A 15,161-nucleotide genomic window follows, 5' to 3' on the forward strand; every position below is an offset into this window, starting at 1 on the left:
GGGAAACACTCCCATGGCCGCCCGGCCTTCCTGGTTGAGCGTGATCGTCACCGCCGGATTGCTGTCCGGCTGCGTGACGGCCCGCGAGCAGGAGGTCAGCCCGGCCCCCTCGGTGGTCCAGGCCTATCTGGACGACAAGCCGGCGGAGCTGCGCCGTCACTTCTTCATCGCCCAGGCCCAAGGCGACCGCAACCGGGTGCTCAACCACATGCGCCTGGGGCTGGCCAGCTTCGCCATGGGCCGCGACCGGCTGGCCGAACAGCTGTTCGACGACGCCCTGGCCGGCATCGAGGCCATCTACGCCGACAACGAGGAAGCCCGCAAGGCGCGCGGCCTGTGGGTCAAGGAAGCGGTCAAGGACTTCAAGGGCGAGCCCTACGAGCGGGTGATGGCCTATTACTATCGCGGCCTGCTCTACCTGAAGGCCGGCGATTACGAGAATGCGCGGGCCAGCTTCAAGGGCGGCCTGCTGCAGGATGCCTTCGCCGAGGAGGACCAGTACCGCGCCGATTTCGCCCTGATGCCCTTCCTGCAGGGCTGGGCCGCCCATTGCTCGGGCAACGAATCGCTGGCCGCCGAGGATTTCAGGGAATTCCGCGCCATCAACAAGGACGCGCCCCTGCCGCGCGATCACGACAACGTGCTGGTGCTGGTGGAGACCGGCGCCGCCCCGGTGAAGATCTCCGACGGGCCGCGCCTCAAGATCAAGCGCAGCGGCGCCACCGAGACGGCCAGCATCGCCTGGAGCGATCCCGACCGCCCCAAGGACCATCCCAGCGGCAACGCCGTGCTGCTGGAGGACATCTTCCGCCAGGCCTCGACCCGGGGCGGGCGGCCCTTCGACGCCATCCTGGAGGGCAAGGCCGAATACAAGGACGCCGCCGACACCGTGGGCAACGTCGCCCTGATCGGCGCGGCGGTGGCCGCCAAGGTCGCCACCGAACGCCCGAGGCGCCGCGAGACCAGGGAACAGCGCGAGGCCCGCCAGCAGGCCCAGGCCGGCGCCGCCCTGGTGGGAGCCGGGCTGGCGGTGATCGGCGGCCTGTCCAAGCTGTTCGCCAGCACCATCGAGGCCCAGGCCGACACCCGCTACTGGGACAACCTTTCCGACCGGGTGCAGGGCCTGACCCTGGCTCTGCCCGACAAGGTCGCCACCCTGACCATCACATTCCAATCCCCCGGCGGCACGCCGCTGGAAACGGTGGAACGGCCCATCCAGCGGGCGGGCAGATGCGGCCTGGTGTGGGCGCGGCACGGCTCGGCCGTTCCCCGCAACCCGCGCGCCCCCAATTCCGTTCCCGCCGAGGTGATGGTGTCCCCGGTCATCATTCCGGCGGCCGAAGCCAAAGCCCCGGAGTCCAAATCCAAGGAGTCATCGCCATGAAGCGCCTGCTCGTTCCCGCCTTCGGAGTGCTGCTGCTGGGCGGCTGCGCCTCGCTGGACCCCGCGCCCCATTGCGACATGAGCCGCGTCGCCGGCCAGCGCGATCTGGTCGCCGGTCCGGCCATGGTGGAGGGGGCGTCCTCGCCCTTGAAGGAAATGCCCATGAACTCGGTGAACATCACCGATCCCAACATCATCCGGAAGCTCTACGTGCGCTCCATCGCCGCAAGGCGAACCGAGACGGGAACGGTGGAGGTGCTGGCCCAGGTGGTCAACTGCACCGATTACCCGCAGAACGCCGAGGCCCGCACCCAGTTCTACGCCGCCGACGGCGCGGCGTCCGAGCCGGTCAGCGCCTGGCGCCGCATGCAGTTCGGGCCGCGCACGTCGGTCACCTACCGCGAGCTGTCCTTGGGCGACAAGGCCGTGGACGGCTACATGATCGAGATGAGGGAAGGCAAATGATCACCCGTCTCCTGGCCGTATCGGCCCTCGCCTTGCTGGTCCCCGTCATGGCCGAGGCCCAGACCGTCGGGCCCAAGGTTCCGCCCTATCAGGCCCCGGCCAAGGTCGCCCCGCCCGCCCGCGACGGGACCGAGGCCCTGGACACCGCAACGGCCAGGCCCAACCCGTTCAAGCCCCAGGACGACGTCATCGCCCGCTTCAGGGATGCCTACGTCCAGGGCGGGCGGCCGCGCCTGGCCTTGTGGTGGAACCGGCAGCTGTCGGACACCCTGGCCCAGTGGTATTCCGAGACCCGCACCGTCACCGCCGACAAGACCCGCAATTCCACCGAGGGCGACCTCACCCTCAAGCAATCGGGCGGCAAGCAAAGCGTCACCGAGACCCAACGCCGCTCCGGCGATTCGGCCGAACGTCCCTCTCGGGGCGAGACCTGGGAATGGGAGTTCCAGGACGGCTTCCTTGCCCCCTTCCTGCAGGCCGACGCGCAGGTGGTCGACCGAACCATGATTACCCGCATCATGGGCGCCGGGGCCGAGGAGATCGACCCCAAGACCGTCGAGGTGATGGCCATGCAGACCATGGCCGACCTGCTGGTCGAGGTGCTGGTGGCCGATTCCGCCCAGTCCACCACCGGCTACGAACTGCGCGCCCGCATCCTGGACGTCAGGACCGGACGGGTGCTGGCCATGGTCAACAGCCGGGGCCTGAAGGAATGGCAAAAGGGCGACAAGGCCACCGCCACCTCCAAGGGCTTCGACCTGCCCGACGAGGACGACGAGAGCTTCGGCCCCGAACGCGCCGACCAGCGCTACAAGGCGACGCCGTCGGGCTTCGAGCGGAAACGCAAGCCGCCCAAGCCTGCGGTGATCGCCCACAACCTGGCCACCAACGTGATGAGCGCCATGCTGCCGCGCCTGGAAGGCGGTGTGCAGCCGGTGGCCAAGGCCGAGCCGGCCGCTCCTACCCCCATCACGCCACCGCCCGCCGCCCCGGCGCCCACGGCCAAACCCGTTCCCAACGACAGCGCCGTGCCGCTGCCCGAGGTGGAAACCAAGCCCCTGCCCGCCCCCGGCAAGGCGGCCAAGGCGGGGGGCGAGGGCGAGGAACCGCCCATGCCCAAACCGACACGGGACTGAAGCGAAAGGCCGGCAGCGGCGCCGACGGCGTGTGAGCACCCGGGCCGCAACAACGACTTTTCCGTGTATTTATCTGAATGATAGAGGATATTACTCGCGACATTACTATCGGATAGATTGCACTTGTTGCAGTTTGACATGATCTTTGCACGCATAGTCACTTCCTATGACTCTTTGCGAGGTCGCGTCATGGCAACTACACCATACGATCAGTGGCAAACCACCTTCTTTCTCTCCAACCTGGCCAATGCGGTATCGGACATCGCCATCCCGGTAACCTTCCCGCTGGCGCCCAATTCGACGGCGGTGGGCGATTCCCAGATCATCCTGGCCGACATGCTGGCATCCAAGATCAGCAACGGCCTGGGGCTGGCCCAGGCGTCCGGCCTGATGGCCAGCGACTGGACGGTGACCTGGGGGCCGGCGGTCTATGTGGAGGGTGCCAATCTGGCCGGCAGCTATCTGGCGGCCAACGCCGCCTACGTGGCCTTCAGCCCGTCCCTGGAGCGCTACGTGCTGGCCATTGCCGCCACCGACCCGCTCAGTACCTTCGACTGGGTGAACGAGGACTTCCAGATCGTTCCGGCCTACGGCTACTACACCGCCATGCGCTACTGGAACGGCACCCTGGCCCAGTTGCCCACTTTGGGAGACGGCCTGGCGGCGGCGCCCAGCCTGACCAAAGGCACGGTCCTGGGGGTGATGAACGTGCTGTCGCTGGTCGATCCCGCCAGCCAGACCACCCTGCTGTCCTACCTGCAGAACAAGCTGAAGCTGACCACCGGCCAGACCCTGACGGTCACCGGCCACTCCCTGGGCGGCGCCCTGTCGCCCACCCTGGCGCTCGCCCTGGTGGCCCAGGCCAAGGAATTCGCCTCCAGCAACACCGCCGGCCCGCTGACCGGCCTCGGCGCCTCCCAGGTCCAGGTCTACGCCACCGCCGGAGCCACGCCCGGCAACGCCGCCCTGGCGTCGCTGTTCGACGGCACCTTCAAGCCGGTGAGCGGCGGCAGCCAACCCTGGCAAACCTGGAATGCCGTGATCTACAACACCTACGATCTGGTGCCCAACGCCTGGGTCCCGGCGACCCTGAACACCATCCAGTCCAACTACGATTCGGCCTATTCGGGAGCCGTCGGCATCGGTGATTTCAACGATGTCATGGGGACGGTGATCAAGGCGGCCGGCGACTGGACGGCCCTCTACGGCTCCTGGGGGCCGCTGCGGGCGTCGTTCAACACGGGATTCGGTCCCGGAAGCTCGTGGAACAATTCCCTGGCCTACAACGCGGCCATTCCCGGCATCAACACGGTCCTGACCATGACCGAGGCCCAGATCGCCGCCTACAACACCACCAATTCCCAGCAGATCGCCAACCCGCAATTGCTGCCCTGGCTGGAGCAGATCGGCTTCCAGCACACCCACGCCTATGGCGAAGCCATCCTGGGTGCCCCGGTGCAGACCGCCGGCAGCCTGTAGCCGGACCAAGGCAGGCCCCCGGATTCCTCCGGGGGCCTGTTGGTTCAGCAGCCGAAGGCGAAGGCGGTCTCGGTGCCGTCGTCCCAGCCGTCCCACATGTAATCCTCGGCGATGCCGTCGGCGATCAGGCGGAAGGCGTAGCGGGCCTGATCGAGATAGAAGCCGCAATAGGCCCCGATCTCCGCCATGCCGCCATTGGCCTCATGCGCCTCGGCCGGACAGGGCGAACCGCAGAAATGCCGCACCGGACAGGTGGAGCAGGCCTTGATGTCCTCCACCTTGCGCCCGGTCACCAGCTTGAAGGCCGGACTGTCCAGCACGTCCTCCACCCTATCGGTGAACAGGTTGCCGCTGGCGAAGGCGGGCAGGCCGATGAATTCCGAGCAGGGAAACAGCGAGCCGTCGGGGGCCAGGGCGAAGAACGACCGCCCGCCGCCGCAGGGCGAGATGTCGCACATCAGCCGCCGTGCCGTCGGCGCCAGGATGGAGATCAGGATGTTGACGAAATTGGCCACCACCAGCTTGCGCCCCGTCTCGCGGTAGAGCTGGTGGGTGCGGTCCAAGGCCACCAGATAGGCCCTGGACACCGCCTGATCCTCGGCCCACGAGTCCTGCCCGCCCGGCTGGGTGCAGCGGACCACGTTCAGCATGCAGGCGGGCACCTCCTCGGCGTGGAGGAACTCCACCATCTCGGTCAGCTGGCCGAGATTCTCGCGGTTCATGGTGCAGATGACGTTGAAGCCGGCATAGCCCTTGAGGCGGCGGATGGCGTCCACCGTCGAGGCGAAGACGCCGTCGCCGCTCCAGCGCTTGCGCGAGCGGTCGGCCACCTCTGGCGTCGGCGCGTCCAGCGACAGGCCGATGCCACAGCCGCGCGAGGTCAGGAACGCCACCGCCTCGTCGTCCAGCAAGGTGGCGTTGGTCTGCACCCCGAAGCGGAAACGGTCGGAATAGCGGTCGATTGCCGCGAACATGGCGTCACGGTTGAGCAGCGGCTCGGCGCCGTGGAAGATGATCTGCGGCTTCCTGCCTTCCGGCACGGTGCGGGCGAAGTACGCGTCGAGGCGCGCCATGGCCTCCATCATCCTGTCGCGGCTCATATGCTCGCCGCTCTTGCGCATTTTCGGCGGGATGTAGCAGTACGAGCAATCCAGGTTGCAGCGTTCGGTGGGGTTGAAATAGACCGCCGAGGGCTTGAGATGGAAGCGCAGCATGTCCATCTCGCGGACGAAATCGCCGCGCTTGGCCCGCCAGTCGCGCTCCAAGGCGCCGTCGTCCAGGACGGTGTCCATCTCGTCCCTGCGCACCAGCGCCCAGAAGGCGGTGTCCGCGTCGATCAGGGCGGTGTAATCGGCGTGGCCGATCTCGAAGGTCTGGAGGCCGTCGGGAAGACGGCCCCCACGAAAGGGGGCCGCCTGGTTCACCGCTTCACCTGCTTATCCATCAGGACGTAATGGGACAGGCCGGTGCCCTCGGCGTCGCAGGTCTTGCGAACGGCGATGACGGAGGGACGCTTCTTGGTGTCGGTCTTGGTCATGGCGATAATCCTTGCGTATGCCAAAGGGGCTTTCCGGCCGGGGCGCGGACGCGCACCAGCCGAAACCCTTTGCCATCGGATTTCGCCCCTCGTTCAACCATCGTCTTGCAGGTCTTCTGGCTTTCGGATCAGCCACGAAACCACGCCTTCCCGGCTCGTCGCCAGTGGCCGGGCCCGCAAGGGCCCTGTGGTCCGTGTCCCCGATTACAGCGGCGGGACCGCCACGGAATTTCACCGTGTTCCGGGATGCAGGACGAACATGGCTCTACAATACCGCAATGGAGACGTCAAGTTCCGGCGGTTGTCGCGCCGAATGGGGCCTGCTATCGTCCGCTCCCCCATATTCAAGGAAGCAGGGTCATCATGAAGGACGTCTCCGTCGCCATCCTGGGAGCCAGCGGCTATACCGGCGCCGAGCTCGTGCGCCTGCTGGCGCTGCATCCGGCCTTCAAGATCAAGGTGATGACCGGCGACCGCAAGGCGGGCCAGTCCATGGATTCGGTCTTCCCCCATCTGGGCGGGCTGAAGCTTCCCGATCTGGTCGCCATCGACCAGGTGGATTTCAAGAGTGTGGACGCGGTGTTCTGCTGCCTGCCCCACGGCACCACCCAGGAGGTGATCGCCGCCCTGCCCGCTTCGGTCAAGGTGGTGGACCTGTCGGCCGATTTCCGGCTGTTCGACGTGGACACCTACGCCCAGTGGTACGGCCACGAGCACCGGGCGCCGGAACTCCAGAAGCAGGCGGTCTACGGCCTGACCGAGCTGGCGCGCGGCGCGGTTACCAAGGCGCGGCTGGTGGCCAATCCCGGCTGCTATCCCACCTCGGTGCAGCTGCCCCTGATTCCGCTGCTCCGCGCCGGGCTGATCGAGGCCACCGACATCGTCATCGACGCCAAGTCGGGCGTGTCGGGCGCCGGGCGCGCCGCCAAGGAGGCCAACCTCTACACCGAGGTGACCGAGGGCATGCATGCCTATGGCGTGGCCAGCCACCGCCATTCCCCCGAGATCGAGCAGGGCCTGTCCGAGGCCGCCGGCGCTCCGGTGCTGGTGACCTTCACCCCCCACCTGATCCCCATGAGCCGGGGCATGCTGTCGACCATCTACGTCAAGACCAGGGGCGGGGCCAAGGCCGCCGACCTGCGCGCCCGGCTGGCCGCCACCTACAAGGACGAGGCCTTCGTCCGGGTGTGTTCCGAGGGCGTGGTGCCCCACACGCGGCACGTGCGCGGCTCCAACCATTGCCTGATGAGCGTGTTCGACGACCGGGTGCCCGGGCGGATCATCATCACCTCGGTGATCGACAATCTGGTCAAGGGCGCCTCGGGTCAGGCGCTGCAGAACATGAACCTGATGTTCGGCCTGCCCGAGACCCTGGGTCTCGAACAGCAACCCCTGTTCCCGTGAGGACCTGAAATGAGCGGCAACGTCATGCCCTTCCAGGGCGTCAGCCCGACCATCGGCGAAAACGTCTTCATCGCGCCCACCGCCACGGTGATCGGCGACACGGTGATCGGCGCCGGCACCTCGGTGTGGTTCAACTGCGTCATCCGCGGCGACGTCCACGAGATCCGCATCGGCGAACGCACCAACATCCAGGACGGCACCATCGTCCACGTCACCGGCGGCAAGCTGGGCACCTATATCGGCTCGGACATCACCATCGGCCACGGCGCCATCCTGCACGCCTGCACCCTGGAAGACGCCTGCTTCATCGGCATGGGCGCCGTGGTGCTGGACGGCGCCGTGGTGGAATCGGGGGCCATGGTGGCGGCGGGCGCGGTGGTGACGCCGGGCAAGCGGGTTCAGAAGGGCGAATTGTGGGGCGGCAACCCGGCCAGGATGCTGCGCCGGTTGAGCGACGAGGAGATCGCCTTCTTCCCGGTCTCGGCTGAAAAGTACGTGGAACTCGCCGCCAAGTATATCAAGGGCTGAGGCTGGCCCGGCGCCATACTTGCGCAGGGACTGGCGCCCTCCTACTCTTGCCGGCCTGGGGACGAGATGGGGTGGTGATGGCTGAGAAGCGGAACAAGGGTGGCCTGAAGACGGCGCTGGCCCGCCCTCTGGCGGTTCTCGGCCGGCTGATGGGCGGCGGCGGCAAGCCGGCGCCCGCCGCCAAGGCCAGGGAGACCGCCCCGACCTCCCTGGTGGACGATTCCTTCACCCTGGCGCTGGAAGGGCTGCTGGCCGAGGATGACGGCCAGTACCAGACCAAGCTGCACCTGATCTCGCTGGTGGAGTTCCACGAGGCGGTGGGCGACAAATGGGCCCGCATCGCCGAAAAGGTCATGCTGATCGCCGAGGGCGTCATCAACCTGCATCTGGGAGCCGGCAACGTCTTCGGCCGCAAGGGCCCCGACCTGTTCGTCCTGGTCTTCCGCAACACCCCCGCGCCCGAGGCGCGCCGCCGTGCCGTGCGCATCGCCCAGGACCTGGGCACAAGGCTGGTGGGCAGCCAGTTCGCCGGGCACGACCGCCCCCTGGCGCTGGCGGCCGAGATCACCCTGGCCGACGCCCTGGACGACGACGGCGAGCTGAACCTGGAGGCCCTGGCCGCCGCCGTGACCGAAACCCGGGCGGTGATCGCCGAGCAGGTCCCTGCCCGCCCTCCCATCGCCTCTCCCGAGGAGGACGCCCCCCGGCGCGACAGGGGACCGCAATGGGAGGCCATGAGCGTGGCCGAACGCAACCGGATCGATCCCAACTGGCGCGACGCCCCCGTGGACGGCGCCGCCCGGAGCAAGAGCGACCCCAATTGGCAACCGGTCGCCGCCGGACGCCCGGCCGAAGACGTCGCTCCCGGCCTGGACATGGCGCCGCCGCTTCCCGGCGACGCGGCCCTGTCCCTGGTCTGGCGCCCCACCTGGATGGAAGAGGGCGAGGTGATCGGCGCCTACCGCGCCAACGCGCAGCGGGTGGACGAGCCGGGCCAGCCCGCCTACGAGGGCAGCCGCGCCTATCCCGCCACCGACGGCGAGTCCATCGTCCGGCTCGACCGCTTCGTGGCCGGCGCGGCGGTGCGCGGCATCAAGGCGGCCCTGTCCGACGGCAGCCCCGCTTGCATGGTGGTGCCGCTGCATTGGGGCTCGCTCGGCACCTCGGCCCGCATGTCGGTGCTGGCCCCCTTCGCCGACATTCCCGAGGCGGCGCGCAGTCGGGGGCTGATCATCGACCTGTTCGGCCTGCCCGCCAATCTGGCCCCCATCGCCCTGTCCGAGGCGGTCACCGCCATCCGCCCCCTGTGCCGCGAGATCATGATCCGCGAACCGCTCGGCCATCCCGCCCTGAATCGCGTGGCCCTGGCCGGGGTAAGGCTGGTCAGCATCGATCTGGCCGAATTGCCCAACGCCGACAAGACCGACGACGACCACCTGCTGGCCGCGTTGCAACAGCTTCGCCGTCAGGCGGAGGCCCTGGGCCTGGGAGTCTGCGTCTGGGGCGTCCGGCGGCGCAAGGTGGTGGTGGGCACCGTGCTGGGCGGTTTCGCCATGATGAACGGGCCGGGCCTGATGAAGGACCTGCCCCGTCCGGCCAAGGTCCTGCCCGCGCCGCGCTCGCGCTTCGCCGCCGGCCCGTCGTGACCGGCAAGGCGTCCAGGGTGGCGCTGTCCACCCTGGCCATCATCGTGGTCATCAACGGCGCCATCGGCTGGGCGCTGTTCCGCTGGTCTTGGGCCAGCGATACCGCCGGGGCCGCCCTGCTGCTCTACGTGGGGCTGGAATGGTCCCGCATCTCGGCCGGCGGACGGCGCATGCTGGCCGCCGCCCTGCTGGCCGCCCTGGCCGCGGCGACATTGCTGCCCCAGCCGGTTCCGGTGCTGCGGCGCGGCCTCGCCGAAGCCGTCTTCCTGGTCGGGCTGTTCACCACGCTGGGCATGCTGAGGGACAGCGCCCGGACCTCGCCCCTGATCCGCCGCTGCGGCGAGCAGATGGTGCGCCAGCGCCCCGGCCGCCGCTATGCCGCGCTGTCGCTGGGCAGCCACCTGATCTCGCTGGTGCTCAATTTCGGGGTGCTGGCCCTTCTGGGCATGATGGTCGCCAAGGGCAACACCTTGAGCGCCGCCAACGGCGACGAGGTGGTCAAGGGCATCCGCAAGCGCCGCATGATGACCGCCATCCTGCGCGGCTTCGCCCTGATGACTGTGTGGTCGCCCCTGGCGGTGTCGTTCGCCGTGATCCAGCAGGTGGTGCCCGATCTGGCGTGGTGGCGCCTCGTCCCGTTGCAGATCGTCCTGGCCCTGATCCTGATGGGCTGGGGCTGGGCGCTGGACCGCCTGGACTTTCCCCCCCATGCCCACCGCCTGCCCCCCCACCGGCACAAGACCGAGTTCCGCCCCTTTCTCGGCCTGTTCCTGCTGGTGGCCGCCGTGGTGGCCGGCGCCGTCGCCCTGGCCGAAGTTCTGGAGGTGCGCCTGGTGGTGGGCGCCATGGTGGTGGTTCCCGTCGCGGCGGTGATCTGGCTGTACGCCCAGCAAGCGGGAGCGATGCCGCCCCGCTTGCGGCTGACCGCCGGTCTGTTCCTCCGTCATCTGGGCGACAGCCTGCCCGGCTTCCGTTCCGAGGTGGCCATGCTGGGCGGGGCCATGTTCCTGGGCACCGTGGTGGCGGCCTTCGTCACCCCCGAGGACACGGCGCGGGCCATCGCCCTGATCCCCCTGCCCCCCGTCGCCGTGGCGGTGCTGCTGGCCTGGGGCGTGATGGTGGCCGCCCATGTGGGCATCTCGCAGCTGGTCACCATCACCTTGCTGGGCAGCGCGCTGGGCAGCCTTGCCGCCACCGGCATCGATCCCCTGGTCCTGGCCAGCGGCATGCTGGGGGCCTGGGCGCTGTCCATCTGCACCACGCCCGTGGGAGCGGCGGTGATGTCGGTGGCAAGGGTGGCGGAAGTGCCGGTCAGGACGGTGTCGCATACCTGGAACCGGCGGTTCGTTGTGGTCGGCGCCCTGCTTCTCGGAGTATGGATGGTGGCCCTGTCCCTGATCCTGTGAGGCCGCCCTTGTCCCGCCTGCCGGTCGCCAAGCCCGTCGCCACCGTCGCCGCCGCAGTCGCGGCCGCCGGGCTGGCGCTCGCCCTGGCCGTCCCTCTGCTGACGGACGGCGAGCTCTGGCGCGGGCGCATCGAGGCCGAGGCCTCCGCCCTGGTCGGCCGCAAGGTCACCGTCGCCGGCCCCATCACGCTGCGTCTCCTGCCGTCTCCCGCCGTGACCATGGCGGCGGTGGCGGTGGAGGATGCCGCCGCCCTGGACCGGGTGCGCCTGGGCCTGCCGCTGGGCGCCCTGCTGGCCGGCAAGCCCGAACTGTCCGACGTGGCCGTCGAGGGCGGCCGCGCCGGCCCCCTGAGCGGGCTGACCCTTCGCGCCTCGGCGGCGGGGGAGTCCTTCACCATCGGCGGCGGCGGCCTGCTGTGGGGCAGGCCCGTCACCCTGGAGGCCGGCGGAGATCGCCGGAACGGCACGCTGAAGGCCACCCTGGCCCTGCCCTCGCTGGATGGAACCGCCGGGTTCGAAGGCACCTTCGGCAAGGCCGGGCTGGACGGCAAGGTCGAGGTGTCGCTGGACTCCCTGGCCCGCGCCGCCGGATCGGGCCAGCTGCCCGACGCCCCCCTGTCGGCCCAGGCCGGACTGCGCCTGACCCCGGACGAGGTCGTGATCTCGGACCTGGGAGTGATCCTGGGCGAGTCCACCATCACCGGCAGCGTGGTGGCCAGCCGGGGCGGCAGCCCCGCCCTGATGGACGTGACGCTCAGGGCCGACAGCTTCGACCTGGACGCCCGCCGCCCGCCGCCCATGGCCGGCCCGGCACCCGCCAAGGCACCCGCCCCCGCCCCCGCCGCGCCGCCGTCGGCCCAGACACCGCCGGGCCAGACACCGCCGGGCCAGACACCGCCGGGCCAGCCCGTTCCCGCCGCCGCGCAGCCTTTCGAGTTGCCGCCGGATCTGGCGGCCAACATCGATCTCGGCATCGGGCGCCTGATCTGGCGGGGCGGGACGGTCTCCGGCATCCAGCTCAACGCCCTGCTCGACGGCGGACGCCTGACCCTGTCCCAGGCCTCGGCCCGGCTGCCCGGCGGCGGTTCGGTCAAGCTGACCGGCGCCCTGACCACGCCCGAGGGCCGGCCCCGTTTCGACGGAAATCTGAAGGCCGAGGGCCGCAACCTGCCCGAACTACGAAAGTGGTTGGGACTCGGCGCCTCGCCCTCCCCCGCCAAGGCCCGGCTCGAGGGCAAGCTGCGCCTTGCCGACAACCGGCTGTCGCTCAACGCCCTGACGCTCGACCTGGACGAGCGCCGCGTCACCGGCATGATCGGGGCCGGGTTGGCGTGGCCGATGCCGGTCATGGCGGAACTGGGGCTGCCGGGGCTGGCCTTCGGCTTCGACGGAATCTGGGACAATGGACGGGTGGAGGGAGCCGCATCCCTGCGCGCCGCCGGCTTCGCCCAGGCCCTGCGCACCCTTTCCCCCGGCTATCGCCCGCGCGGCAACGGCGAACTGGCGGCCAGCGCCCGCATCGAAAGCCGGGACGGCCGCATCGCCTTCAGCGACGTCCAGGCCAAGGCCGGCGAGGCGACGGTCACCGGCCAGGGAACCCTGGTCCTGGACGACCGGCCCAGGCTGACCGCCACCCTCTCGGGCAATTCCATCGCGCTGGCCCCGTTCCTGCCCGCCGAGGGCAAGGAGGAGGCCAAGCCGCGCCGCCGGACCGGATACGCCGCCCCGCCGCCCCCGCCCGTCATTCCCGCCGCGCTTTCGTCCGGCACCGCCTGGTCGCGCGTTCCGCTCGACCTGGGATGGCTGCAGGGGCTGGACGCCGACCTCACCCTGGAGGCCAAGGCGATCAGCCTGGAAGGCTGGCAGCTCGATCAGCTCCGCGCCCATCTGGGACTGGCCAAGGGTGTCCTCGACCTCGACCGCCTGTCCGGCCGCCTGCTGGGCGGCGAATTGGCCGCCGCCGGCCGCCTGGCCGCCAACGCCATGACCCTGTCGGCCACCCTGAACGGCGCCGACCTCGCCCAGATCAGGCCCGCCGCCGGAGGATTGCGGCTGGAGAAGGGCCGCATGGGGGGCGAGATGCGGCTTGCCGCCGCCGGAACCTCGCCCGCCGCCCTGGCCGCCAGCCTGTCGGGCAACGGCAAGGTGGCGGTGGCCGATGGCGAGGTCAGCGGCTTCGACCTCGCCGCCATGGATGCCCGCATGCGCAACATCGAGAACCTGGGCAGTCTGCTGGGACTGGTCCAGGCCGGCCTGTCGGGGGGAAGTTCGCGCTTTTCCAGCCTGTCGGGCACCTTCACCGCCGAGAAGGGCATCGTCGCCAGCCGCGACCTCGCCCTGGTGGCCGATGGCGGCGGCGCCACCGGGACCGCCACGGTTGACCTGCCCAGGGAGACCATCTCGTCGAAGATTGCCTTCCGGCTGGCCGCCCCCGACGCCCCCGCTTTGGGGCTGCGGCTGGAAGGCCCCCTGGCCGCGCCGGTCAAGGCGGTGGACGTCAACGACCTGCAGCGCTGGCTGGTGGAAAAGGGATTGGGCAAGGCCCTGAATCCCAAGGGCGCCGGAGAGAACTCCGACGCCCCCAGGAAGCTCAAGGCCGGCGACGCGTTGCGCGGCCTGTTCTCCGCCTTCGGCAAGAAGAAGGCGGAGTAGGACGCCCGCCCCCCTTTTCGGAGCGCGGGCGTCCCGCCCGCCTGATCCTCACCCCACCTTGGGCAGTTCCGCCAGGGCGGCGTCCAAATCGGCCTGGGTGTAGGTGTTGTCCTTCAGCTTGCCCGAGAAGAAGTCGGTATAGGCCTGCATGTCGAAATGGCCGTGGCCCGACAGGTTGAACAGGATGGTCTCGGCCTTGCCCTCGGCCTTGCAGCGCAGTGCCTCGTCGATGGCGCCCTTGACGGCGTGGGACGATTCCGGGGCGGGGACGATGCCTTCCGACCGGGCGAACTGCACGGCGGCGGCGAAGCACTCGGTCTGGTGATAGGCGCGCGCCTCCATCAGGCCCTGCTCCTTCACATGGCTGACCATGGGGGCCATGCCGTGATAGCGCAGCCCGCCGGCGTGCGAGCCCGGCGGCATGAAGGTGGCGCCCAGGGTGTGCATCTTGACCAGCGGGGTCAGCTTGCCGGTATCGCCGAAATCATAGGCATAGAGGCCCTTGGTCAGGGTCGGGCAGGAGGCCGGCTCGACGCCGATGACGCGGGTCTTGCCCCCCTTCAGGTTCTCGCGGATATAGGGGAAGGCCAGGCCGGCGAAGTTGGAGCCGCCGCCGGTGCAGGCGATGACCACGTCCGGATAATCGTCGGCCATCTCCATCTGCAGGATGGCTTCCTCGCCGATGATGGTCTGGTGCAGACAGACGTGGTTGAGCACGCTGCCCAGCGCGTACTTGGTGTCGTCGCGCGAGGCGGCGACTTCCACCGCCTCGGAGATGGCGATGCCCAGCGACCCGTTGGAATCGGGATCCTTCTCCAGGATGGCGCGGCCGGCATGGGTCAGGTTGGACGGGCTGGCGATGCACTTGGCGCCGTAGGTCTCCATCAGGGCCCGGCGATAGGGCTTCTGATCGTAGGAGACCTTGACCATGAACACCTCGACGTCGAGGCCGAACAGCGAGCCGGCGAAGGCCATGGACGACCCCCACTGGCCGGCGCCGGTCTCGGTGGCGATGCGCTTGACGCCCTCCTGCTTGTTGTAGAAGGCCTGGGGCACCGAGGTGTTGGGCTTGTGGCTGCCGGCGGGGCTGACGCCCTCGTACTTGAAATAGATCTTGGCGGGCGTGCCCAGGGCCTTTTCCAGACGGCGGGCGCGGATCAGCGGGCTGGGCCGCCACAGGCGGTAGACCTCGCGCACCGGCTCGGGAATCTCGACCCAGCGTTCCTGCGTCACCTCCTGGGCGATCACCGCCATGGGGAAGATGGGGGCCAGATCGTCGGGGCCGATGGGCTGGCCGGTGCCGGGATGCAGCGGCGGCGGCGCGGGGACGGCCAGATCGGCGTTGAGGTTGTACCAGGCCTTGGGCAGGCGATCTTCGGACAGCAGGTACTTGGTGCTCTCGGTCATGGCGGCGTTCCCTCTCCCCTTGCGGGATGTGATAGTGCGGGGATGGTTTTACGCTGTGTGAACGCCGTTGCAAAGAGTGCGCTGCTAAGTGAATTTTCCGCTTGCACAGACCCCTCGTT

Annotated in this window: 12 protein-coding genes and 1 riboswitch; of the genes, 9 read left to right on the forward strand and 3 right to left on the reverse strand. The window is 69.3% G+C overall.

Features of this window, described 5'->3' with window-relative positions:
* Positions 1 to 13 precede the first annotated feature (13 nt).
* The 4 genes from ACV4UZ_RS12530 (at position 14) to ACV4UZ_RS12545 (ending at position 4,463) form a co-directional block, all read left to right on the forward strand.
* Positions 14 to 1,384: a COG3014 family protein gene (locus ACV4UZ_RS12530; RefSeq protein WP_491601155.1), complete on the forward strand. Its 1,371-nt coding sequence runs from the start codon at positions 14 to 16 to the stop codon at positions 1,382 to 1,384.
* Complete coding sequence (locus tag ACV4UZ_RS12535; RefSeq protein WP_491601156.1) at positions 1,381 to 1,848, forward strand: putative periplasmic lipoprotein; 468 nt, start codon at positions 1,381 to 1,383, stop codon at positions 1,846 to 1,848. Before ACV4UZ_RS12530 ends, ACV4UZ_RS12535 begins: the two co-directional genes overlap by 4 nt.
* Positions 1,845 to 2,984: a hypothetical protein gene (locus ACV4UZ_RS12540; RefSeq protein ID WP_491601157.1), complete on the forward strand. Its 1,140-nt coding sequence runs from the start codon at positions 1,845 to 1,847 to the stop codon at positions 2,982 to 2,984. Before ACV4UZ_RS12535 ends, ACV4UZ_RS12540 begins: the two co-directional genes overlap by 4 nt.
* Positions 2,985 to 3,173: 189 nt before the next feature.
* Positions 3,174 to 4,463 (forward strand): lipase family protein, encoded by a 1,290-nt coding sequence (locus ACV4UZ_RS12545; protein ID WP_491601158.1) that lies wholly within the window; start codon positions 3,174 to 3,176, stop codon positions 4,461 to 4,463.
* A gap of 44 nt (positions 4,464 to 4,507) precedes the next feature.
* Here ACV4UZ_RS12545 and cbpB read toward each other — a convergent pair whose 3' ends face one another.
* A complete protein-coding gene (gene cbpB, locus ACV4UZ_RS12550; RefSeq protein ID WP_491601159.1) occupies positions 4,508 to 5,887 on the reverse strand; it encodes a peptide-modifying radical SAM enzyme CbpB in 1,380 nt (459 codons plus the stop codon).
* Positions 5,884 to 6,000 (reverse strand): modified peptide precursor CbpA, encoded by a 117-nt coding sequence (gene cbpA / locus ACV4UZ_RS12555; RefSeq protein WP_082700568.1) that lies wholly within the window; start codon positions 5,998 to 6,000, stop codon positions 5,884 to 5,886. The genes cbpB and cbpA overlap by 4 nt, the downstream gene beginning before the upstream one ends.
* An 89-nt stretch (positions 6,001 to 6,089) precedes the next feature.
* A riboswitch (cobalamin riboswitch) is annotated at positions 6,090 to 6,288 on the reverse strand.
* Positions 6,289 to 6,360: 72 nt separating this feature from the next.
* On the opposite strand from cbpA, the gene argC reads away from it, so the two are divergent.
* The 5 genes from argC to ACV4UZ_RS12580 all read left to right on the forward strand — a co-directional run bounded on the left by argC (position 6,361) and on the right by ACV4UZ_RS12580 (position 13,635).
* Positions 6,361 to 7,404 (forward strand): N-acetyl-gamma-glutamyl-phosphate reductase, encoded by a 1,044-nt coding sequence (argC, locus tag ACV4UZ_RS12560; RefSeq protein ID WP_491601333.1) that lies wholly within the window; start codon positions 6,361 to 6,363, stop codon positions 7,402 to 7,404.
* Positions 7,405 to 7,413: 9 nt separating this feature from the next.
* Positions 7,414 to 7,932, forward strand: coding sequence for a gamma carbonic anhydrase family protein (locus ACV4UZ_RS12565; RefSeq protein WP_491601160.1), 519 nt, complete (start codon positions 7,414 to 7,416; stop codon positions 7,930 to 7,932).
* A gap of 77 nt (positions 7,933 to 8,009) precedes the next feature.
* Positions 8,010 to 9,578, forward strand: a complete 1,569-nt coding sequence (locus tag ACV4UZ_RS12570) for a hypothetical protein (RefSeq protein ID WP_491601161.1) — start codon at positions 8,010 to 8,012, stop codon at positions 9,576 to 9,578.
* The gene (locus tag ACV4UZ_RS12575; RefSeq protein WP_491601162.1) at positions 9,575 to 10,984 is read left to right on the forward strand and encodes a hypothetical protein; all 1,410 of its coding nucleotides are present in this window, start codon (positions 9,575 to 9,577) and stop codon (positions 10,982 to 10,984) included. The genes ACV4UZ_RS12570 and ACV4UZ_RS12575 overlap by 4 nt, the downstream gene beginning before the upstream one ends.
* A gap of 8 nt (positions 10,985 to 10,992) precedes the next feature.
* Positions 10,993 to 13,635, forward strand: coding sequence for an AsmA family protein (locus ACV4UZ_RS12580; protein WP_491601163.1), 2,643 nt, complete (start codon positions 10,993 to 10,995; stop codon positions 13,633 to 13,635).
* Between the two features lie 48 nt (positions 13,636 to 13,683).
* On the opposite strand, the gene ACV4UZ_RS12585 is transcribed toward ACV4UZ_RS12580, so the two are convergent.
* Positions 13,684 to 15,042 carry a TrpB-like pyridoxal phosphate-dependent enzyme gene (locus ACV4UZ_RS12585; protein ID WP_491601164.1) on the reverse strand — a complete coding sequence of 453 codons (1,359 nt, stop codon included), beginning with the start codon at positions 15,040 to 15,042 and terminating at the stop codon, positions 13,684 to 13,686.
* Between the last annotated feature and the right edge of the window lie 119 nt (positions 15,043 to 15,161).

The sequence above is a fragment of the Paramagnetospirillum sp. genome, assembly GCF_058402745.1.

Bases quoted from the DNA above. Each gene is read 5' to 3' on its own strand.
- ACV4UZ_RS12565 (WP_491601160.1), top strand. From the start codon at position 7,414: ATGAGCGGCAACGTCATGCCCTTCCAGGGCGTCAGCCCGACCATCGGC.
- ACV4UZ_RS12545 (WP_491601158.1), top strand. From the start codon at position 3,174: ATGGCAACTACACCATACGATCAGTGGCAAACCACCTTCTTTCTCTCC.
- ACV4UZ_RS12585 (WP_491601164.1), bottom strand. From the start codon at position 15,042: ATGACCGAGAGCACCAAGTACCTGCTGTCCGAAGATCGCCTGCCCAAG.
- ACV4UZ_RS12570 (WP_491601161.1), top strand. From the start codon at position 8,010: ATGGCTGAGAAGCGGAACAAGGGTGGCCTGAAGACGGCGCTGGCCCGC.
- ACV4UZ_RS12530 (WP_491601155.1), top strand. From the start codon at position 14: ATGGCCGCCCGGCCTTCCTGGTTGAGCGTGATCGTCACCGCCGGATTG.
- ACV4UZ_RS12540 (WP_491601157.1), top strand. From the start codon at position 1,845: ATGATCACCCGTCTCCTGGCCGTATCGGCCCTCGCCTTGCTGGTCCCC.
- ACV4UZ_RS12535 (WP_491601156.1), top strand. From the start codon at position 1,381: ATGAAGCGCCTGCTCGTTCCCGCCTTCGGAGTGCTGCTGCTGGGCGGC.
- cbpA (WP_082700568.1), bottom strand. From the start codon at position 6,000: ATGACCAAGACCGACACCAAGAAGCGTCCCTCCGTCATCGCCGTTCGC.